The 19,032-nt window shown below is 72.4% G+C and carries 17 protein-coding genes; 9 read left to right on the top strand and 8 right to left on the bottom strand.

Translation table 11 applies throughout. The annotated features are described in order from the left end of the window. Nucleotides 1-194 precede the first annotated feature (194 nt). Together TAE01_RS06085 and TAE01_RS06090 are read left to right on the top strand one after the other, a co-directional pair. Complete coding sequence (locus TAE01_RS06085) at nucleotides 195-1,202, top strand: acyl-CoA/acyl-ACP dehydrogenase (protein ID WP_186815060.1); 1,008 nt, start codon at nucleotides 195-197, stop codon at nucleotides 1,200-1,202. Nucleotides 1,203-1,297: 95 nt separating this feature from the next. Beyond that, entirely contained in the window at nucleotides 1,298-2,620 is a 1,323-nt protein-coding gene (locus TAE01_RS06090; protein ID WP_147064455.1) for a PIG-L family deacetylase, read from the top strand. Nucleotides 2,621-2,674: 54 nt separating this feature from the next. Here the strand turns inward: TAE01_RS06090 and TAE01_RS06095 are convergent, their stop codons facing one another. The 4 genes from TAE01_RS06095 to TAE01_RS06110 form a co-directional block, all read right to left on the bottom strand. Then, entirely contained in the window at nucleotides 2,675-3,124 is a 450-nt protein-coding gene (locus TAE01_RS06095) for an SRPBCC family protein (RefSeq protein ID WP_147064457.1), read from the bottom strand. Next, on the bottom strand, nucleotides 3,121-4,719 hold the full coding sequence (locus TAE01_RS06100; protein ID WP_246111171.1) for a phytoene desaturase family protein: 1,599 nt from the start codon (nucleotides 4,717-4,719) through the stop codon (nucleotides 3,121-3,123). Before TAE01_RS06100 ends, TAE01_RS06095 begins: the two co-directional genes overlap by 4 nt. A gap of 167 nt (nucleotides 4,720-4,886) precedes the next feature. Continuing rightward, on the bottom strand, nucleotides 4,887-5,180 hold the full coding sequence (locus TAE01_RS06105) for a hypothetical protein (protein WP_147064459.1): 294 nt from the start codon (nucleotides 5,178-5,180) through the stop codon (nucleotides 4,887-4,889). Between the two features lie 10 nt (nucleotides 5,181-5,190). Beyond that, nucleotides 5,191-5,631, bottom strand: a complete 441-nt coding sequence (locus TAE01_RS06110) for an Hsp20/alpha crystallin family protein (protein WP_147064461.1) — start codon at nucleotides 5,629-5,631, stop codon at nucleotides 5,191-5,193. 146 nt (nucleotides 5,632-5,777) lie between these two features. Here TAE01_RS06110 and TAE01_RS06115 point away from each other — a divergent pair, with 146 nt between their 5' ends. Both TAE01_RS06115 and TAE01_RS06120 read left to right on the top strand, forming a co-directional pair. Next, on the top strand, nucleotides 5,778-6,113 hold the full coding sequence (locus TAE01_RS06115) for a MerR family transcriptional regulator (protein ID WP_147064463.1): 336 nt from the start codon (nucleotides 5,778-5,780) through the stop codon (nucleotides 6,111-6,113). A gap of 145 nt (nucleotides 6,114-6,258) precedes the next feature. After that, nucleotides 6,259-7,722 carry a glycoside hydrolase family 3 N-terminal domain-containing protein gene (locus TAE01_RS06120; RefSeq protein WP_147064465.1) on the top strand — a complete coding sequence of 488 codons (1,464 nt, stop codon included), beginning with the start codon at nucleotides 6,259-6,261 and terminating at the stop codon, nucleotides 7,720-7,722. A gap of 104 nt (nucleotides 7,723-7,826) precedes the next feature. On the opposite strand, the gene TAE01_RS06125 is transcribed toward TAE01_RS06120, so the two are convergent. Continuing rightward, nucleotides 7,827-10,637, bottom strand: a complete 2,811-nt coding sequence (locus tag TAE01_RS06125; protein ID WP_222594073.1) for an FAD-binding and (Fe-S)-binding domain-containing protein — start codon at nucleotides 10,635-10,637, stop codon at nucleotides 7,827-7,829. On the opposite strand from TAE01_RS06125, the gene TAE01_RS06130 reads away from it, so the two are divergent. The 5 genes from TAE01_RS06130 to TAE01_RS06150 all read left to right on the top strand — a co-directional run bounded on the left by TAE01_RS06130 (nucleotide 10,636) and on the right by TAE01_RS06150 (nucleotide 15,520). Next, on the top strand, nucleotides 10,636-11,370 hold the full coding sequence (locus TAE01_RS06130) for a GntR family transcriptional regulator (RefSeq protein WP_246111172.1): 735 nt from the start codon (nucleotides 10,636-10,638) through the stop codon (nucleotides 11,368-11,370). The two genes, TAE01_RS06125 and TAE01_RS06130, sit on opposite strands and share 2 nt — an antisense overlap. Then, nucleotides 11,367-12,665, top strand: coding sequence for a phosphoglycerate dehydrogenase (gene serA / locus TAE01_RS06135; RefSeq protein WP_222594074.1), 1,299 nt, complete (start codon nucleotides 11,367-11,369; stop codon nucleotides 12,663-12,665). The genes TAE01_RS06130 and serA overlap by 4 nt, the downstream gene beginning before the upstream one ends. 187 nt (nucleotides 12,666-12,852) lie before the next feature. After that, the gene (locus TAE01_RS06140) at nucleotides 12,853-14,124 is read left to right on the top strand and encodes an alkaline phosphatase family protein (protein WP_147064543.1); all 1,272 of its coding nucleotides are present in this window, start codon (nucleotides 12,853-12,855) and stop codon (nucleotides 14,122-14,124) included. After that, entirely contained in the window at nucleotides 14,121-15,266 is a 1,146-nt protein-coding gene (locus tag TAE01_RS06145) for an alkaline phosphatase family protein (RefSeq protein WP_246111173.1), read from the top strand. Before TAE01_RS06140 ends, TAE01_RS06145 begins: the two co-directional genes overlap by 4 nt. A gap of 56 nt (nucleotides 15,267-15,322) precedes the next feature. Then, nucleotides 15,323-15,520 carry a hypothetical protein gene (locus TAE01_RS06150; protein WP_147064473.1) on the top strand — a complete coding sequence of 66 codons (198 nt, stop codon included), beginning with the start codon at nucleotides 15,323-15,325 and terminating at the stop codon, nucleotides 15,518-15,520. Here TAE01_RS06150 and TAE01_RS06155 read toward each other — a convergent pair. The 3 genes from TAE01_RS06155 to TAE01_RS06165 all read right to left on the bottom strand — a co-directional run bounded on the left by TAE01_RS06155 (nucleotide 15,502) and on the right by TAE01_RS06165 (nucleotide 18,916). Beyond that, on the bottom strand, nucleotides 15,502-15,987 hold the full coding sequence (locus TAE01_RS06155) for a hypothetical protein (protein WP_147064475.1): 486 nt from the start codon (nucleotides 15,985-15,987) through the stop codon (nucleotides 15,502-15,504). The two genes, TAE01_RS06150 and TAE01_RS06155, sit on opposite strands and share 19 nt — an antisense overlap. 7 nt (nucleotides 15,988-15,994) lie before the next feature. Next, a complete protein-coding gene (locus TAE01_RS06160; RefSeq protein ID WP_186815061.1) occupies nucleotides 15,995-16,825 on the bottom strand; it encodes a hypothetical protein in 831 nt (276 codons plus the stop codon). Nucleotides 16,826-17,257: 432 nt separating this feature from the next. Beyond that, entirely contained in the window at nucleotides 17,258-18,916 is a 1,659-nt protein-coding gene (locus tag TAE01_RS06165; RefSeq protein WP_307723830.1) for a DNA polymerase IV, read from the bottom strand. Nucleotides 18,917-19,032 lie beyond the last annotated feature (116 nt).

Genomic DNA, 19,032 nt, shown 5'->3' on the forward strand with positions numbered 1-19,032 from the left:
AAAAGACGCTGATCCTGTGCTGGGAGGGCAGTTGCAGACCAGTTTCCCAGACCCGGCCGGGTCCTGCGCACTCCTGGGTATGTGTCGCGCATGATCTTGCCCGCGATCCGGTGCGTCTCCGCGACCGGGGCGACCACCTCGTGAACGGAGCCGTGCACCTCACCCCGGCCGGCCGAGGTGATGCGGCACACACGGTGACCGCCGGCCTCGGCGACGTCACCACGTCCACGGATCCGACCTCGGCGCTCGAACTGGTCAGGCGCCGGCCCGACGCCTTCCCCCCACCCGGGCGTGGCGCGACGCTGTCGTTGTGGGAGAGCCTGGCGACCGTCGCGGCGACGAGCCTCACCGCGGCGCGGGCCGTCGAGCCGCACCTCGACGCCCTCGCCATCCTCGCCGAGGCCCGAACGGCCGGCCACCCGGTGCCCGAGACGGGCGGGGACGCCACGTGGGGCGTCTTCGCTGCCGAGGGACCCGGCTCGCGGCTCGTGGCCACCGAGACCGGCGACCGCTCGGGCGCCCGACTGTCCGGCACGAAGCCCTGGTGCTCCCTCGCGGGTAGCCTCTCCCACGCGCTCGTGACCGCCTGGGACACGGGGTCGACCCGGAGGTTGTATGCCGTCCGGCTGGGTCCGGCGAACGGCGTGACGGTCCAGCCGGCCACCTGGCACGCCCGTGGGCTGAGCGAGGTGCCCAGCGGTCCGGTGACCTTCGAGGACACCGAGGCCGTCCCGATCGGCCCCTCCGGCTGGTACCTCGAGCGGCCCGGGTTCGCATGGGGCGGGATGGGTGTGGCGGCGATCTGGTACGGCGGCGCGGTGGGAGTCGCCCGACGGCTGCTGCGCCCGAGGCGTGAGCCGGACCAGGTGGCCCAGATGCACGTCGGGGCCGTCGACGCCTCGCTCTGGGCAGCTCGCGCGACGCTCGCCGAGGCGGCCCGGCTCGTCGACGACGGACACGCGACCGGTGCAGCCGGCGCCGCCCTCGCCCTGCGGGTCCGCCACGTCGTGGCCGGTGCGGCGGAGTCCGTGCTCGGGCACGTCGGTCACGCGACCGGGCCGGCGCCCCTCGCCCTCGAGGAGGACCATGCCCGACGGGTGGCCGACCTCCACCTCTACCTGCGGCAGGAGCACGCCGAGCGCGACGCGGCAGCCCTCGGACGTCACCTGCTCGACGCCCACGCCTCCGAGCCGCCGTGGTGACCTGCGGCGCCTCCGCCCCCGCCTCCCCCACGTTCCAGCCGGGCCCACTCGACCGGAGATGGCGCGAGCGCGCCGAGTGGCAGCTCGCACGTCCCATGCCCGAGCCGTCGTCCGAGGGAGCCACACGCCTCGTCGTCGTGGCCGCTCACCCGGGCGACGAGACCGTGGCGGTCGGTGGCCTGATGGCCGTGGCCGCGCGAGCGGGTCTCGAGGTGGTCGTCGTGCTGCTCACGGACGAGGAGGCGTCGTCCCCCGGCTCGTTGACGACCCGAGATGGGCGGCGCGCCGTGCGGTCGGCCGCGCGCCGTGTCGAGGCGGCGGGGCCTGCGGTGCACCGACTCGCTCCCTCCGGCACGGAGCACCGCCTCGGCCTGCCCCACGGAACCGTCCGTGACCACGAGGACGACGTCGTGACGGCCCTCGTCGACGTCGTCGGCGAGGACGGGCCCGACACCGTTCTCGTGGCACCCTGGCGCGACGACGGCCAGGCCGACCACGACGCCGCGGGACGTGCGGCTGCCGTCGCCGCCCGGCGCTGCGACGCGACGCTGTGGGAGTACCCCCTGTGGCTGTGGCACCGGCGCGACCCTGCGCAGGCGCCCTGGGCGGACTTCCACCTGCTGCCGCTCCCCGACGACGTGCAGGCAGCCAAGGACTCCGCGGTCGGGCACCGCCGTGCGGACGTCGATCGGCCGTCGGACCCCATCGGAGACGAATCGGGGCCGGACGTCGACGTGGTCGCGCACGCGCGCGGTCCGTTCGAGGTCTTCATGCGGCTCGGCGTCGCCCCGGACGACAGCCTCGACCGCCTCCACGACGCCGTCGACGACCCGTGGCAGGTGCGCACGAGCTGGTACGAGCAGCGCAAGCGCCTCGTGACGCTGTCCGCTCTCCCCCACCCCCGCTACGGGCGCGCGCTCGAGGTCGGGGGGTCCGTCGGGGCGCTCGCCGCAGACCTGGCGCGCCGGTGCGACGAGCTCGTCGTCGTCGACGAGAGTGCGGCGGCGACGGCCTCCGCCCGCGCGGCGCTCTCGGGCGGCGCCGGCGCTGCCCCGGCTGCCCACGACCCAGACCTTGTCCGCGATCGCGGTCGGGTTCGCGTCCTGCGGGCCAGCGTGCCGGAGCAGTGGCCGTCCGGACGCTTCGACCTCGTCGTGGTCTCCGAGGTGGGCTACTTCCTCGGCCCGGAACGTCTGCGCCGACTGGTCGCCCGGGTGGGGACGGCGCTCGCCGACGACGGCGTCGTCGTGCTGTGCCACTGGCGCCACCCCGTGCGCGGCTGGCCCCTCGACGGTGCACGCGTGCACGAGATCTGGCAGGAGGAGTCGGCGCTCCCCGTCGTCGCCACCCACCTCGAGGCGGACTTCCGGCTGGACGTGTTCTCACGCACCTCGGCCCATCTCGCGGCACCCGAGTGACGACCGCCTGAGGGCCGCGCGTCCGCCCTGCCGCTCAGGGCGTCGGGGTGAGCCTCAGCGCGAGACCACCGGTCGCGGTCGCTCGGCGAGGATCGCGAGCCGCCGCAGCGACTCCCGGTTGCGCCGGTCGAGGACGACGTCCCGAGCGACCTTGGGGACCAAGGTGGCCGGCCCCCTGGTGGCGTCCTCCTCCATCGTGACGTCCGTGCCGCTCCCGTTGGGGCGGCAGGTCAGCCGAACGAAGCCCTCCCCCGACGGCCAGGCACGCACCGTGAGCTCGAGGAGCGTCGGGCGATCGCACGAGCGCACCGTCGTCGCGTCGTCGAGCAGCAGCGGCCACGCCCCGACGGAGTGGTGGATGTGGGTGCCCTCGGCGGGCCAGCCGTCGGTGACGTCGCGGACGCGCGAGGCTCCGACCACCCACTGGCTGTAGCTCCAGCCGTCGGCGAGCACGTCGAAGACGGCCTCCGGGGTGGCCTGGATCGTCCGGGTCGTCGTGCTCATCTGTTCCTCCAGGGAAGGTGGATCTTGTGGTGCCACAGGGCTGCCCGGGCGGCGTTGGCTCCGCAGGCCCCGTGCACCCCGCCGCCGGGGTGGGCCGAGGCCGAGGCGAGGTAGAGAGCCTTGACCGGCGTCTCCGGCCTACCCGAGCCCGCCACGGGCCGGAACACGAGCTGCTGGTGCAGACCGGCCGTCCCGCCGTTGAGGGCCCCGCCGACGAGGTTGCCGTCACGGGCCTCGAGCTCGCGCGGGCCGAGTACGCGACGAGCCGTGATGCGGTTGCGGAAGCCGGGTGCTCGGCCCTCGATGCGTCGCTCCATGCGCTCGGCCATCTCCTCGAGGTCGGAGGCGTCCCAGGTGCCGCGGATCTCCCCGGGGCCGGAACGCTGCGCTCCGGCATCGCCCCGAACCCGTTGCGGCACATGGGCATACGCCCACAGTGCCTCGTGACCGGGGGGCACACGCGTGGGGTCCGCGACGCCCATCTGCCCCACGAGGAGGAACGGGTGCTCGGGGACGAGGCCCGCCGCCACCTGGCCACCCGACAGGCTCAGTCCGTCGAGGGAGTCGGCGATGTGCACCGTGCCCGGTGACCGCTCCGGCGCGCCCTCCCACGGGACGGGCCCGTCGAGAGCCCAGTCGACCTTGACCGTGGAGGGGTCCCACTCGAACCGCGCCATGCGTCGGCGCAGCCGCGTGGGCAGCTCGTCCCACGACACGAGCCCGCCGTAGAGCGCGGGCGCCGACACGTCGGCCAGCACGGCTCGGCGGCCGGTCAGCTCTCGGGACGCCGTGCGCACCGCGACCGCGCGGCCGTCGTGCACGCGTATGCCCTCGGCGCGTTCCCCCACACACAGCTCGCCCCCGCGCGACCGGAGGCGGCGGACGAGTGCGGCCGTGAGCTCGCCGGCCCCGCCGCGAGGCACCGGGAAGCCGACGGTCTGGCCCAGCAGGGCGAGCAGCAGTCCCATGGCGGCGGACCCGGGCGCCTCGAGACCGATGTCGCCGTGGGCCGCGTTCCCGGCCACGAGCAGCCGGGCCGCATCGCCGCGGAACAGCCGCTCCGTCAGGCTGCGGGCCGGCATGAGCATCTGTCGCACCAGCTCGAGGCCACCGGGTCGGGCCACTCGGAGACCGAACCCGGCACCGCCACGGACGGGCGGGAAGGGAGTGAGCAGGCAGCGCAGCAGGTCGTCGCCGACCCGGTCCCATGTGTCGCAGAGGGCGAGCCAGGCGGCGCCGTCGCCGGGCGCCTGCTCGTCGAGTGCTGCGGCCGTGACGGAGCGGTCGCGGTGCAGCACACCCCACCGTCCGTCGGCGAAGGAGTGCCCGAGCACCGACGGCGCCTGGACCCACTCGAGGCCGTGCTCCTCCAGCTGCAGGCCGCGAATGGTCGGCGACCCGGCAGCGAGCGGGTAGAAGGAGCTGAAGGTGTCATGGACGAACCCCGGCGCCACCGCGTCGTCGCTGCGGACGGCCCCGCCCGGAGTGTCCTGCTCCTCGAGCACGACCACGGACCAGCCGGCGTCAGCGAGGAGGTTCGCGGCCACGAGCCCGTTGGGTCCGCTGCCGATGACCACGGCGTCCGTCGTCGTCACGATGTCCTCTCGTCCGGTGGTCGTGCCGTACCCGCTGCCCACCCGGGTCAACCCGGCCCACCGTCAGGCCCCTCGCGGGGCGGGCCCCCAGACGGGTTCGTGCCGTCCGGGGGCCCGCTGGGCGAGTTGCTGTGTGCAAGAACTGTCTTCCGCGGTTCACCTCTCTCTCACGCGAGGGACGTTCGTCGGGCCGGGCGCGGGGGCGAGCGCTGCCGCCGGGGAGTTCTCGACGCCAGCCACCGAGGACGAGGTGCCGGCCGAGGGCCTTCCACCGGCTGCTCGACGTGAGAATCCCCGGCACCGTCGGGTCGGGGCGGAGCCGGCGACGGCGGCCAGCTCGCGGAGATGATCGCCTCGAACTCCGCGGCGAGCAGGTCCTCGTCGGCGCAGACGATCTCGACGAACCGGGTGCTGACGTCGTCGGTCGGCAGCGGGCCCGCGAGACCGGTCTCGGTCACCATGATCCCGCCGTCAGCCGGTGATGGCCTGACGCTCGTCGCGATGGGAGACCGTGATCTTGCGCGGCTTCGCCTTCTCCGCCACGGGGATCGACAGGGACAGCACGCCGGCGTCGTAGCTGGCACGGATGCGTTCGGTGTCGAGGCTGTCGCCGAGGACGAGCTGTCGGCTGAAGACGCCCCGCGGCCGCTCGGCTGCGACGAGGTCGGCGTCGCTCGCCCTCGTCGGGCGCTCGGCCCGGACGGTCACGACGTTCCGCTCCACGTCGAGGTCGATCGAGGCCGGGTCGACGCCCGGAAGGTCGAGCTCGACGTGGAAGGTGTCCCCGTCACGCCAGGCATCCATCGGCATCGCCGACGGACGGGCGAGGGTACCGGCGGCTCCGAGGGCCAGCTGGGTCATCCGGTCGAGGTCACGGAAGGACTCACGGATCGGGTCGGTGCGCATCAGCATCGTCTTCACCTCCAACGTGTCTGGTGATGCTCCACGGTGACCACGGTCGCGGGTTGCGATCTGTGGCATGCGCTGTAGATTTTTTGTAGCACTCACGAGATGGTGATGCAAGAGGTCAGGACGAGTCGGAGAGGAGGCCGGTGCCCATGTCACGCGAGCCCGTCCCCGACGACGACCGAGGCGTCTACGGCATCAGCGTGGCCGCCGAGCTCGTCGGCCTCGAGGCGCCGAGCCTGCGCCTCTACGAGGCGCGTGGGCTGCTGACGCCCGAGCGCACCGACGGCGGCACCCGGCGTTACAGCGCCAACGACCTCGCGCGGCTGCGCCGCATCACCGCGCTCATGGACAGCGGCGTCAACCTCACGGGCGTCGGCATGCTGCTCGAGCTGCAGGACGAGAACCAGCGGCTGCGACAGGAGATGGTCGGCCTGCGCCGGCCCGCGTCACCGGGTGCCGACCCCACGCCTGCACCGTCCGGGTAGCCGTCCGTTCCGGCCGTCGGGTGAGGGGTCGTATGCCGTGGCGCCCCCGCCGAGATCGCCGCACGAAACCCGGGCGGCCGCCTCCACGGCGACCTACGCTCGGACTGTCCAGAGCCGCACCCTGATGATCGGCAGGTCGAGCCCCATGCGTCACCGCACCGCGCCCTTCGTCGTCGCGTCCCTCCTGGCTGCCCTCGGGGCCGGAACGCTCGTCGTCTCCGCCGCCCCTCCCGTCCCCGAGACCGCCCGGGTGACCGACGCCGCCGCTGGCATCGTGCCCGTTGCGCTCGCCCTGACGTCGGCCGGGCAGGCCCAGGCCACCTACGACCGTCTGACGACGGCGCAGCGCATCGGACAGCTCTTCATGGTCGGCGGCAACGTGACCGGACTGGGGTCCGCCACGACGACGGCCGTCAGCACCTACCACGTGGGCAACCTCATCCTCACCGGTCGCACCACCACGGGCGCGGCCCCGGTGCGCTACCTGACCGGTCGCGCCGACACCCTGGCCACGACGACGGCGACCGGCGGCGTGCCGCTGTTCATCGCGTCCGACCAGGAGGGCGGCTACGTGCAGGTGCTCCAGGGACCGGGCTTCTCGCGGATGCCCACGGCCCTCACCCAGGGTGGCTGGGCGGACACGACGCTCACGGCATACGCCAGGACGTGGGGCACCCAGGTGATGCGCTCCGGCGTCGACGTCGACCTCGCCCCGGTCATGGACACCGTCACGCAGAGCTTCGCCAGCCGCAACCAGCCCATCGGCTACTACCAACGCGAGTACGGCTACACCCCCGCGGTCGTCGCCGACAAGGGCACGACGTTCCTCAAGGGCATGCAGGCGTCGGGACTCGCGATGACCGCCAAGCACTTCCCGGGGCTCGGTCGCGTCACCGGCAACACGGACACGACCGCCGGCGTCACCGACACCGTCACGACGCGTACGTCGCCCGACATCGCGCCGTTCCGGGCCGCGGTCGCGGCAGGCGCCCACGTGCTCATGGTGTCGTCCGCCTACTACTCCCGGATCGACGCGTCCCACCCGGCCGTCTTCTCCCCCACCGTGATCCGGGGCATGATCCGCGGGGACCTCGGCTTCACCGGCGTCGTCGTCAGCGACGACATCGGCAACGCCAAGCAGGTGGCTGCCTGGTCACCCGGGTCACGAGCCGTCCAGTTCATCGGCGCCGGCGGGGACGTCGTGCTGACCGTCAACCCGTCGGTCATCCCGGCGATGGTCGGCGCGGTGACCGCCCGGGCTGCCTCCGACAGCGTCTTCCGCAGCCGGGTCCAGGCCGCCGTGCTCCGCGTGCTCACCGTCAAGGCGCAGTACGGGCTCCTTGCACAGCGACTGCCGGTCACCGGGTACCTCGGCAGCCTGACGAAGACCGCCCTCCAGCGCTGGCTCGGCATCGCCCAGACCGGCGTCCTCGACAGCGCGACCATCCGTGCCCTGCAGGCCCGGACCGGGGCCCCTGTCACCGGCACGTGGGGCGCACGGTCGGTGGCGGCGCTCCAGAGCTATCTCGGCCTCTACCTCGACGGGGCCACGTCGTGGAACTCCCGTACGGTCGCGGGGCTGCAGCGCTACCTCGACACCCAGCTCTGAGCGCGACGACGCACAGCACCACCACGAGGGCACCGACGGCGGCGTGGTTCACGGCTCCATCATTTACTGGGTGGTGCTCGCGATCCGCCGGCGACCGAGGAGGATCAGTCGCGTCGACTCCTGTCGAGCAGCTGGGCCAGGTGCAGGCTCGGACGGTCGCGCAGGTCGGCGACCTGGGTGCGGCAGGAGAAGCCGTCGGCGAGCACGACCGCGTCGGGTCCGGCGTCGAGCGCGGGCAGCAGGTTCTGCCCCGCCACGGCGAGCGAGACGTCGTAGTGGCCGATCTCGACACCGAAGTTGCCGGCGAGACCGCAGCACCCGGCCAGCGTCCGGACCTCTGCGCCCGTGCCGGCGATCAGGTCCGCGTCGGTCTTCCAGCCGAGGACGGCGTGGTGGTGACAGTGGGGCTGGGCGATGACGGTCGTCCCGGTCAGGTCCGGGGCGGTCCAGCCCGGCGTCTCGGCGAGCAGCTCGGCCAGGGTGCGCACCTGCGACGCGACGAGAGCGGCGTCCTCGTCGCCGGGGAGCAGCTCGTGGACGTCGGAGCGCAGCACCGCGGTGCACGACGGCTCGATCCCGACGATCGGGACACCCTCCCGGGCGTCGGCAGCCAGCGCCGACACGGTCCGGCGCAGGATGCTCCTCGCCGAGTCCAGCTGGCCCGTCGTGATTAACGTCAGACCACAGCAGACCGAGCCGCTCGGCAGGCGGGGCTCGTAGCCGGCGTCGCGCAGCACGCGCACCATCGCCTCCGCGACCTCGGGAGAGAAGGCGTCGGTGAACGAGTCGGCGAAAAGCACCACGGGTTTGAGGTCCGAGGTCGCCGGCGTGAAGGTCCGCCGGAAGGGCCGTCGGGCGAACGCCGGGATCGAACGGCGGCGGTCGACGCCGGCGAGCCACAACGCCGCCGGGCCGACGAACGGCAGCGTCAGCATGCGGTTCGCCACGGCGGGCACCCGTCCGCCGAGCCGGGCCCACAGCGGGAGCCTGCCGAGCGAGTAGTGCGAGCGCGGCCGGACCCTGCCGCGGTAGGTCTGGTGGAGCACCTCGGACTTGTAGGTGGCCATGTCGATGCCCGTCGGGCAGTCGGACGCGCACCCCTTGCACGAGAGGCAGAGATCCATCGCGTCGTGGACCGACGGGTGCGACCAGGGGAGGTCTCCGCGGACGACGTCCTGGAGCACCCGGGCACGCCCGCGGGTGGAGTCCTGCTCCTCCCGGGTCGCGAGGTACGAGGGGCACATGACGCCGCCGGCCGCCGAGTTGTCCGCTCGGCACTTGCCCACACCGGTGCAGCGGTGCACGGCCTGGGCGAGGTTCCCGTGGTCGTGGGGGTAGGCCATCGCGAGGTCGAGCACCGGGAAGTGCGCGGCCGGGCGCACGTCCGCATCGAAGGGATCGGGGTCCACGAGCACGCCGGGGTTGAGCAGGTTGTCCGGGTCGAAGGCGTGCTTGATCCCGCCGAACATGGCGAGGGCGTCGGCGGAGTACATGTGCGGCAGCAGCTCGGACCGGGCGCGACCGTCGCCGTGCTCACCGGAGAGCGAACCGCCGAATCCCCCTACCAGGCGGGCGGATTCGGTGAGGAAGTCGCGCATGATCCGCGTGCCGTCGGGTCGGTCCAGGGGCAGGTCGAGCCGGACGTGCATGCAGCCGTCACCGAAGTGCCCGAACGGTGCGGAGGTCATGCCGTAGGAGCCGACGAGCTCGTCGAAGGCTGCGAGGTACTCGCCCAGTCGAGCGGGCGGCACGGCGGCGTCCTCCCACCCGGGCCAGGCCGGCTTGCCCGACGGGGCCCGACCGGCGAGGCCGGCTCCGTCCTCACGGATCCGCCACAGTCGTGCCTGCACGATGGGGTCCTCGACGACGACCGAGTCGTCGGCGATTCCTTCTGCCGCAAGGCGTCTGGCCCGTTCCGTGACCTCCCCGAGGTCGTCACCGGCGAACTCGACGAAGAGCCATGCCCTCCCTCGCGGCAGCGGCGGGATCGCGTCCGGCCCCCGGCGCACACGGAGCACGTCGATGAGCCGGGAGTCGAGGCCCTCGCACGACGTCGGCCCGTGGGCGACGACCGACGGCGCTGCCCGGCCGGCCGCCACGATGTCGGCGAAACCGAGGACGACGACGACCCGGACGGAGGCGTCGACGACGAGCTTCACGGTCGCGCGGGTGATGACCCCGAGGGTGCCCTCGGACCCCACGAGCGCCTGGGTGAGGTCGAAGCGTTCCGGCAGCAGGTGGTGCGCGGCGTAGCCGGAGACCTGGCGACCGAAGCGGTCGAACTCGGTCCGGGCCGTCGAGAGGTGGCGTGACATGACGGCGCGCACGCCCGCGAGCACGTCATCGGCGCCCGCGGCACACGGCATACCCCCCTCGTCGTAGCCGGTGCTGAGCGAGTGGCCGGCTGCCGTGAGCAGCTCGAGCCCGGCGACGTTGTCGGAGGTACGGCCGTACGCGAGCGAGCGGGAGCCGCACGCGTTGTTGCCGATCATCCCCCCGATCGTGCACCGCGGGTGCGTCGACGGATCGGGACCGAAGCGTATGCCGTGGGGCGCGGCCGCTCTCTGCAGCACCGCGTGGACGGCGCCGGGCTCGACGACGGCGGTGCGCGACTCGGGGTCGACGGAGAGCACCCGTCCCATGTGGCGGGAGAAGTCGAGCACGATGCCGCGACCGACGGCGTTGCCGGCCACCGACGTCCCCGCCCCGCGGGAGGTGACCGGGACACCCGTCTCGCGGGCGACGGCCAGGGTCGCGGCGACGTCGTCGGCGTCGCGCGGCCGGACCACGGCCAGCGGGGGGATGCGGTAGAGCGAGGCGTCGGAGGCGTACATCGCACGGGTGCCGGCATCGGCGCGGACCTCGAGCCCGGCGCGCTCGAGCGCGGGCACCACCGCTGAGGAGACCTCGACCATGGGTAACATGTTACTCATGGTCCGGCTGTCGCTCCCCCACGGCGCACCCTCGCTCGCCGACGCCGTCGTCGAGGCGGTCCGGGCCGGGGTCACGGCCGGCGAGCTGCTCCCTGGTGAGACCTACTCCGTCTACCAGCTGGCGGAGCTGCTCGAGGTCTCGCGGAGCCCCGTGCGTGAGGCCCTGCTGCGCCTCGCCGAGGCCGGGCTCGTGCAGATCGACCGCAACCGCGGCTTCCGGGTCGTCCTGCCCCAGGCCCACGACATCGAGGAGATCTTCGACATCCGACTCGCCCTCGAACCGGCCGCGGCCCGGCGCGCTGCCGAGCAGGCCACCGACGACGAGCACGCGGCCATCCGTGCCGCGTTCGAGGCCCTGAGCGCGTCGATCGGTGACGAGGACCGGTTCTGGCGCGCCGACCAGCATCTGCACGACCGTCTCGTGCGGGCCGGCGGCAACCACCGAGCGGCTGCGATCATCGAGCGGCTCCGCGCCACCACTGCTCTCCTCGGCCCGCCGACCACGACCGCCGGACGCACCCTGGCCGAGATCCGTGACGAGCACGAGCCGATCGTCTCCGCGGTCCTGGGGCGCCGGGGCGACGACGCGGAGAGCGCGATGCGTGACCACCTCCAGCACACCGGAGGCCTTCTCGCGCAGGTCCTCCAAGGGCCTTCCTCCGACCCACCCGGCGTCTCACAGAGCGCCCACCGACACGCCGCGGCCGCCGGATGAGGCAGCCTGATGGGCGACACGACCACGATCCCGCCCCTGACGGCGGGTCGAGCCACGATCACGACGACGAGGAGAAGACACGCGTGAAGGTGCTGCTGCTGGAGAACGTCCATGCCGTCGCGCAGGAGACGTTCCGCCGCCACGGGTTCGAGGTCGAGGTCCGGGCGGGGTCGCTCGGCGAGGCCGAGCTGATCGAGGCGCTCCAGGGCGTCACCGTCGTCGGGATCCGCTCCAACACCAAGGTCACCCGGGCCGTCCTCGACGCGGCTCCTGACCTGCGGGCCATCGGCTGCTTCTGCATCGGCACGAACCAGGTCGACCTCGACCACGCCACTGCGCTCGGCGTCGGCGTGTTCAACGCCCCCTTCTCCAACACGCGCAGCGTGGTCGAGCTGGTCATCGGGGAGATCCTCGCGCTCGCCCGGCGCCTGCCGGAGAAGACCCAGCGCATGCACGACGGCGTGTGGGACAAGTCGGCCAAGGGCGCCTACGAGACCCGCGGCCGCACGCTCGGGATCGTGGGCTACGGCAACATCGGCACCCAGCTGTCCAACATGGCCGAGGCCATCGGCATGCGCGTGGCCTTCTTCGACACCGCCGACCGCCTCGCACACGGCAACGCCCAGCGCATGGGTTCCCTCGAGGAGCTCCTCGAGGAGTCAGACGTCGTGAGCCTGCACGTCGACGGGCGCCCCGGCAACGCCGGCCTCTTCGGGGCCGAGCAGTTCGCGAGGATGAAGCCCGGCGCGGTGTTCATCAACGCGTCGCGCGGCATGGTCGTTGACGACATGGCCCTGCGAGAGCACATCCTCAGCGGCCACCTCTCCGGCGCCGCCATCGACGTCTTCCCGGTCGAGCCCAAGGCCCAGGGCGACCTCTTCGAGTCGCCGCTGCGCGGTCTCGACAACGTCATCCTCACCCCGCACGTCGGCGGGTCTACCGAGGAGGCGCAGGAGGAGATCGGCACGTTCGTGTCGAGCAAGCTGTCGGCCTACATCCTGGACGGCGCCACCGCGCTGTCGGTCAACCTGCCGGACGTCGCCCCGGCGCCGCGCGAGGGGTCCTTCCGGATCGCCCTGCTGCACCGGAACGTCCCGGGCGTGCTGGCGTCGATCAACCGGACCCTCGCCGAAGCCGGCGCCAACGTCATCGGGCAGTCGCTGGCCACGCGCGGCGAGCTCGGCTACGTCGTCACCGACACCGACGACCACGTGACCCCCGAGACCCTGGCCTCGCTGCGACACGTCGCCGAGGCCGTCCACCTCGAGACCTGGCACCTCGACTCCTCCGACTGACCACCGGTCCTCGACCTCGCCCGGGCTCCCTCAGGCCGCCTGAGCGAGGTCGCGATCGTGCGGCGAGAACGAGCGACGAGAACGAGCGACGGTGTCCGGGGCGGGAACTCACGGTGAACGTGTGACCAACCGCCTGTCCTGGCCTTGGTTCACGGCGTAACGGGCCGTTAGCGTCGAACGGGTGAAGATGACCCGGCGACAACTACTCGGCGGCGCGGCAGCAGGAGGTGCGCTGGCCTTCACCGGCGGCGCCTCGGTGGCCGTGCCCGAGCACGCGGATGCAGCCGTGCCCCTCCCCTCCCCCGGCAGCTCCGGCATCGACCACGTCGTGGTCGTCATGATGGAGAACCGCTCCTTCGACCACTTCATGGGCTGGCTCCCCGGGGCCGACGGCAAGCAGGCGGGGCTGACCTACGTCGACCGCTACGGGGTGGCCCGGGCGACGCACCACCTCACCGAGTACGCCAGCTGCGGCCACAACGATCCCGACCACTCCCAGGAGGGTGGGCTGATCCAGCTCAACGGCGGGAAGGCCGACGGCTGGCTCCGTGCCGGCGAGGACGACCAGCTGCCCATCGGCTACTACGAACAGGCCGACCTCGCGTTCCTCGGTCAGGCGGCCCCGCGCTGGACGATGTGCGACGGGTACTTCTCGGCCGTCATGGCCGAGACGTATCCGAACCGTCTCTACCTGCACGCGGCGCAGACCGACCGGATCCACAACTCGACGACGACCTCGACCCTGCCGACGATCTGGGACCGCCTCGCCGCGGCCGGGCGCACCGGGAGGTACTACTTCTCCGACGTGCCGTTCTTGGCCCTCTGGGGCACGAAGTACGTGCCCATCGCCAAGCCGTTCGCGACGTTCCTGACCGATGCCGCCGCGGGGACGCTGCCCGACGTCTCGTTCATCGACCCGCGTTTCGAGGACGAGGGCTCGGGCTCCTCGAGCGACGACCATCCCCACGCCGACATCCGCGCCGGCGAGCAGTTCCTCAACCAGGTCTACGACGCCGTCACCTCCAGCCCGAGCTGGGAGCGGACCCTGCTCGTCGTCACCTTCGACGAGTGGGGCGGCTTCTTCGACCACGTGGCGCCCGGCACCGCACCCGACACGAGCGCCAGCACCTCGCTACGCGGCTTCCGCGTGCCGGCGCTCGTCGTGTCCCCGCGAGCCCGGCGCGGCTTCGTGGCGCACAACACCTACGACCACACGTCCGTCCTGAAGATGATCGAGTGGCGCTGGGGGCTGGCGCCTCTGACGCCTCGTGACTCCGCCGCCCGCAACATCGCCGAGGTCCTCGACTTCTCGACCCCGCCGGACCTGAGTGCCCCGCGCTTCACGGTGCCGCCGTTCACCGCAGCAGTCTGCGCACCCGCAGCCGTGAGCGGTCCGGAGGAGTCAGAATGGACCCAGCTGAAGACCAAGGCCACGGCCGACGGATGGAGCCTCCCGTGAAGACGACGATCCTGACCTCTCGTCGAGGCCGTCGGTCGCTGCTGGCGCTGGGGGCCGCTGCGCTCGTCCTGCTCGGCTTCGGGCTCCGCGGCCCGTCGCTGAGCGACGCGTCCTCGAGCACCACGGCATACGTGCCCCCCATCAAGCACGTCTTCGTCATCAACATCGAGAACAAGGGCTACGACAGGACCTGGGGTGCCGGCTCAGCGGCCCCGTACCTGTCGCAGACGCTGCGCTCCCAGGGCGTGCTGCTCGACACGTACTACGGCACCGCGCACAACTCCCAGCCCAACTACGTCGCCCAGATCTCCGGGCAGGGCCCGAACGCCCAGATGCAGGGCGACTGCCAGATCTACTCCGCGTTCGCGGGCACCGGCACGGCCGCCCCCGGTCAGGCCGTGGGCAGCGGCTGCGTCTTCCCCAGCTCGGTGCCCAACCTCACGGACCAGCTGACCGCGCAGAAGCTGACGTGGAAGGGCTACATGGAGGATATGGCCACGCCCTGCCTCCACCCTGCCCTCAACGCCCAGGACACGACGCAGAAGGCCACGCTCGCGAGCCAGTACGCCGTGCGGCACAACCCGTTCATGTACTTCTCGTCGATCACCGGCTCACCGACGTGCGCCCAGCACGTCGTGGGCCTCGACGCACTGAGCACCGACCTCGCCTCGGCGACGACGACCCCGAACCTCAGCTACATCACGCCGAACCTGTGCCACGACGGCCACGACTCGCCGTGCGTCGACGGCCAGCCCGGCGGCCTCACCAGCGTGGACGCCTGGCTGAAGATCTGGGTGCCGAAGATCCTCAACTCCCCGGCCTACAAGAACGACGGCATGCTCGTCATCACGGCCGACGAGTCGGACGGCCCGCAGACCGACGCCACCGCCTGCTGCAACGAGGGCCCCGGCCCCAACGCCGCACTTCCCGGCATCGCCGGCCCCGGCGGCGGACGCATCGGCGCACTCGTGCTCTCCCGCTACGTGGCACCCGACACGTGGAGCACGACGAGCTACAACCACTACTCGCTGCTGGCCTCCATCGAGGACGTCTTCCGGCTGCCCTACCTCGGGTACGCCCAGACGACGGGCCTCAACCGGTTCGGACTCGACGTCTACAACAGCGGGTGGAACCGCCCCTGACGTACTGTCGCCCGGGAGGGTTCGTGAGAGACGCTTCCACGACACGAGTGCCTTCCATGGCAGATGCGGCACCGGCGCACGGCGCCCCCAGGAGGATCACGATCACCGCCGAGCCGTTCACCAGGACGATCGATGGCGTCGAGTTCGGGTGGAAGGTCCACCACCACGACGACGGCACGTACACGGTCACCATCGAGCCGGGCGACTTCATCTGCTACTACGAACCGTGGGACGGCTACGAGTACGACACCTGATGCCGGACCGGCCCCGTCGCCTGCTCCCACAGTTTCCGCACCTCTGGACAGGTGTCGGCGGCCACCGGCACGCGAACCACCCGCGTCGTCACCACCTCCACCCAACCCGCTCCGAACCCCCGGCTGCCCGGACGCACCTCAACCACGTCCTTCCAGAGGACGCGGGTGCGACGGAAGGCGTGGACGATCACCAGCCCACCTCCGTCAGCCATCACGCGTGTGCGTAGCTCGGTCACGGCGTGGGCTGCGACGAGCACGCCCAGCGTCAGATGGATGAACCTGAGGTCCGAGGGTCGCGCCTGGTCCGTGGGCCCGAGATAGAGGGTCACGAGGGCCGCCGCCTCGAGCAGTCGGATGACGAACATCCTTCTCCGCCATGGCGGCCGCCACGTGCGAACCACCTGTGCACCCGTCCCGGCCGCCGGGCGCACGGTCCCGAGCAGTCCCGGGCGATGCGGCAGGGTCATGCGGCCATCATGCCGAACTCTGGGCTCTGTGCGCCGCAGATCCCCAGGCCGACGTCCGTGCAGTGCCTCGCCTGCCGGTCGCCGCGACTCTCGCGCGCCGCTCCAGCTCGGCCCGGTCGGCCCGAGCGCGGAAGCGCCGGTTCAGGGGCAACATCAGGACCGCTGCCGCAACGCAGAGCACGGCGACGGACATCTCCTCTTCCGGCTCGATGTTGCCGTCGGCCCAGTACTCGTAGTCGAGCTTCGCCATCGCAGTGGAAACAGCGCCGGAGCCGTCCCGCCTCGCTCGGACCTCCAGCGGCGGTTGGTATCCGGTGACGGCGGTCGCGGGCTGCCATCCGTCCTCGATGTCGTCGTGGATGGCGACGTCCGGACCCCCGCTTCCCACGCTCTCGAGCTCGACGCTCCGCGGTGCGCCGGCGAACGTCACCCGTGCTCCGTCGACCGAGTGGTAGTCCCCGCCGCGTCCACTGACGTAGTAGACGTGCACCTCCACCTGGTCGCCGACGAGCCACGAGCCGTGTGCCTTCAGGTCCATCGCCTCGTTGCGCTGCTGCAAGGCACCCAGGGCGCACCAGCACATGACTCCCGACAGGACGAGCGCACCGACGATCCACCGATGTATTCCGTGTGCCGAGTGGGCCAGCCACTGGCCCGCTCGGGCCGGCCGGCTCTGCCGATGCGCCTCGGCCGGCTCCACGCCCATCGGGAGGGTCGCCGGGCCCCTGCCGGGCGACGGGGACTGGCCCTTCGCTCGCGAGAGCCGTTGCGCGAGCGTCCAGCCCACTCGAAGGCGCCAGATGGCGACAGCGACCCAGAGCAGACTGCAGATTCGCATCCACGGCCCGACACCCGGGGGCCGCGCTCCAGGTGAGGGCGGCAGCGCTGACGAACCACGACGCCTGCAGGGAGGCGATGCAACGGACCCACCAGGACTCGGCAGCTCCGAAGGCGTTGCTGGGCGTTCCCTTCGCGACGAGGTCGTACGTCGCCCCGGCCACGAGTCCAGCCGCATTGACGATCGTCCACAGCGAGAAGACCTGCAGGGTCACACTCCCTGCGTTGGCGACGACGGGCCAGGACGCGCCCGCCACGGCCAGGAAGACAAGGACACTCGTCCCCACGGCCACGACCCGCCTGCGCCGTCGAGGCGGCGGCCCGGCGACGGTGCTCACCGGCGCCGACGCCGGGTGTTCAGCTCCACCGTCGCAACGTTAGGACCTTCGACCTCGAGAGTGAGGCCACGGCGCGGCGCAACGCGGCGACGGACTCACGAGGAGGGGTCTGGCGCAGGGGCGTCGGCTGATCCCGGCGTGTCGCCCTCCGCGAGAGCGGGCGGCGCGGCGGCGGTGAGCTCGGCAGTACTCGGCAGCGAGGTGAGACGCCGCGGGGGGCACGGGGCTGGCGGCGCGATCCGCATGAGGAGCTCGCGCCTCACGTCGAAGGTGCGCTCGGGGCCGGGCTCCGTGCCCGGACCCTCGAACCGGACCGTGACCACACCGTCAGCCGTGCGTGCGATCCACCCGGCCCCGTACGCCTCGTGCGCGACGTCGAGTCCGACCGAGCACGTGTGAACCGTCAACGGCGCCGGCAACCGTTCCTCGTCGTCGTCGAGAGAGTCTGCGGACGACGGCGAGGCGGCGTCCACGTCGACGGTGGTGGCTTCGGTGAGGGCACCCGCCCCTTCGGTCGACGGATGCGCCACGAGGGCATCGGTCGGGCTCTCGGAGGACGGCAGGAGCAGCTCGGGCGGCCTGCCGTTCGTCGACTCGAGAAGCCCTGTCGCAGTGGACTGCCCGTCGGCGCGGGAGGCCGTCTCGACGTCCTCCGGGGTGGGGAGGCGGAGCTGGGCCCAGTGGGTCAGCCCCGACAGCGCCACGCCGAGCAGCCTCACCGGCTCGGTCGGGTTGGCTGCCGTCAGGGCGCCCCGGGCTGCCTCACGCAGCTGCTCGACCTCGGAGGTCGGCTGGGCGACGGTCACCGAGCGCGTCACGGTGGTGAAGTCGGACAGGCGGACCTTGACCGTGACCGTCCGCGCGCCTCCCCCGTGCCGCTGGAGCCTGCGGAGCGCCCGCGCCAGGACGTCGTCGAGGGCGCCCGGCAGCTCCCACTGGCGCAGGTCCTCGGCGAAGGTGCGCTCCGCGCCGACGCTCTTGGCTTCCCGTTCGACGACGACCGGGCGCGGGTCGTCGCCGCGGGCGAGGCGGTAGAGGTTCCACCCGGCCGCCTCCCCCAGAGTACGGACGAGCTCGTCGCGCTCGGCGGCGCGCAGGTGCGCGACCGTGACGATGCCGAGCCGGCGCAGCGTCGTGTCGGTCGCCGGTCCCACTCCCGACAACGCCGCGACGGGCTTCCTCAGGAGGAAGTCGTCCTCGAGGTCCCCCGTCACGACGGTGAACCCGTGCGGCTTCTCCGCGTCGGACGCGAGCTTCGCGATGAGCTTGGACCGCCCCAGACCCACGGAGACGACGAGCCCGGACCGGTTGTAGATGAGGCGCCGAGCCAGGTCCGCGCCGGCGACCGGGTCGCTCGCGAACGGGCCTGCGGCCAGGTCGACGAAGGCCTCGTCGAGGCTGACGGGCTGCACCAGGGGCGACAGCTCGCGCAGGGTGTCCATGATCAGGGCGCTGTGGGCGGCATACGCGGGGAACCGTGGGGTGAGCACCGTCGCGGTCGGGCACAGGACCCGCGCCTGGGCCATCGACATCGCCGAGCGACACCCGTACGCGCGCGCCTCGTAGTTCGCGGTCGCGACGACACCTCGCGGTCCGGTCCCGCCGACGAGCACCGGAGTCCGCGCCAGGGACGGTTTCTGCCGCGTTTCCACCGACGCGAAGAACGAGTCGGCGTCGACGTGCATCACGCTCGCGTCCTCACGCACCCGACCACCTCCCTGTCGACACCACGTCGCCACGCCCTGCCCCGGCACCCTCCGTCACCAGACCCCTGGGTCGGCCCGTCGTCCCTCCACCCTGCCGTATGCCGTCAGCGGGGCCGTCGACGCGGGCCGACGGCCGCCCTCGCCGGTGCGGGGCCATCTTCCCC

This window comes from Terrabacter aerolatus, assembly GCF_007991735.1.
In the GTDB taxonomy this organism is placed as follows: Bacteria; Actinomycetota; Actinomycetes; order Actinomycetales; family Dermatophilaceae; genus Terrabacter; species Terrabacter aerolatus.

What these genes read in the sequence shown, in the direction of transcription:
- TAE01_RS06090 (WP_147064455.1), top strand. Translation starts at nt 1,298, where the DNA reads ATGCCCGAGCCGTCGTCCGAGGGAGCCACACGCCTCGTCGTCGTGGCC.
- TAE01_RS06095 (WP_147064457.1), bottom strand. Translation starts at nt 3,124, where the DNA reads ATGAGCACGACGACCCGGACGATCCAGGCCACCCCGGAGGCCGTCTTC.
- TAE01_RS06105 (WP_147064459.1), bottom strand. Translation starts at nt 5,180, where the DNA reads ATGGTGACCGAGACCGGTCTCGCGGGCCCGCTGCCGACCGACGACGTC.
- TAE01_RS06110 (WP_147064461.1), bottom strand. Translation starts at nt 5,631, where the DNA reads ATGCTGATGCGCACCGACCCGATCCGTGAGTCCTTCCGTGACCTCGAC.
- TAE01_RS06115 (WP_147064463.1), top strand. Translation starts at nt 5,778, where the DNA reads ATGTCACGCGAGCCCGTCCCCGACGACGACCGAGGCGTCTACGGCATC.
- TAE01_RS06120 (WP_147064465.1), top strand. Translation starts at nt 6,259, where the DNA reads ATGCGTCACCGCACCGCGCCCTTCGTCGTCGCGTCCCTCCTGGCTGCC.
- TAE01_RS06130 (WP_246111172.1), top strand. Translation starts at nt 10,636, where the DNA reads ATGGGTAACATGTTACTCATGGTCCGGCTGTCGCTCCCCCACGGCGCA.
- TAE01_RS06125 (WP_222594073.1), bottom strand. Translation starts at nt 10,637, where the DNA reads ATGGTCGAGGTCTCCTCAGCGGTGGTGCCCGCGCTCGAGCGCGCCGGG.
- serA (WP_222594074.1), top strand. Translation starts at nt 11,367, where the DNA reads ATGAGGCAGCCTGATGGGCGACACGACCACGATCCCGCCCCTGACGGC.
- TAE01_RS06140 (WP_147064543.1), top strand. Translation starts at nt 12,853, where the DNA reads ATGACCCGGCGACAACTACTCGGCGGCGCGGCAGCAGGAGGTGCGCTG.
- TAE01_RS06150 (WP_147064473.1), top strand. Translation starts at nt 15,323, where the DNA reads ATGGCAGATGCGGCACCGGCGCACGGCGCCCCCAGGAGGATCACGATC.
- TAE01_RS06155 (WP_147064475.1), bottom strand. Translation starts at nt 15,987, where the DNA reads ATGACCCTGCCGCATCGCCCGGGACTGCTCGGGACCGTGCGCCCGGCG.
- TAE01_RS06160 (WP_186815061.1), bottom strand. Translation starts at nt 16,825, where the DNA reads ATGCGAATCTGCAGTCTGCTCTGGGTCGCTGTCGCCATCTGGCGCCTT.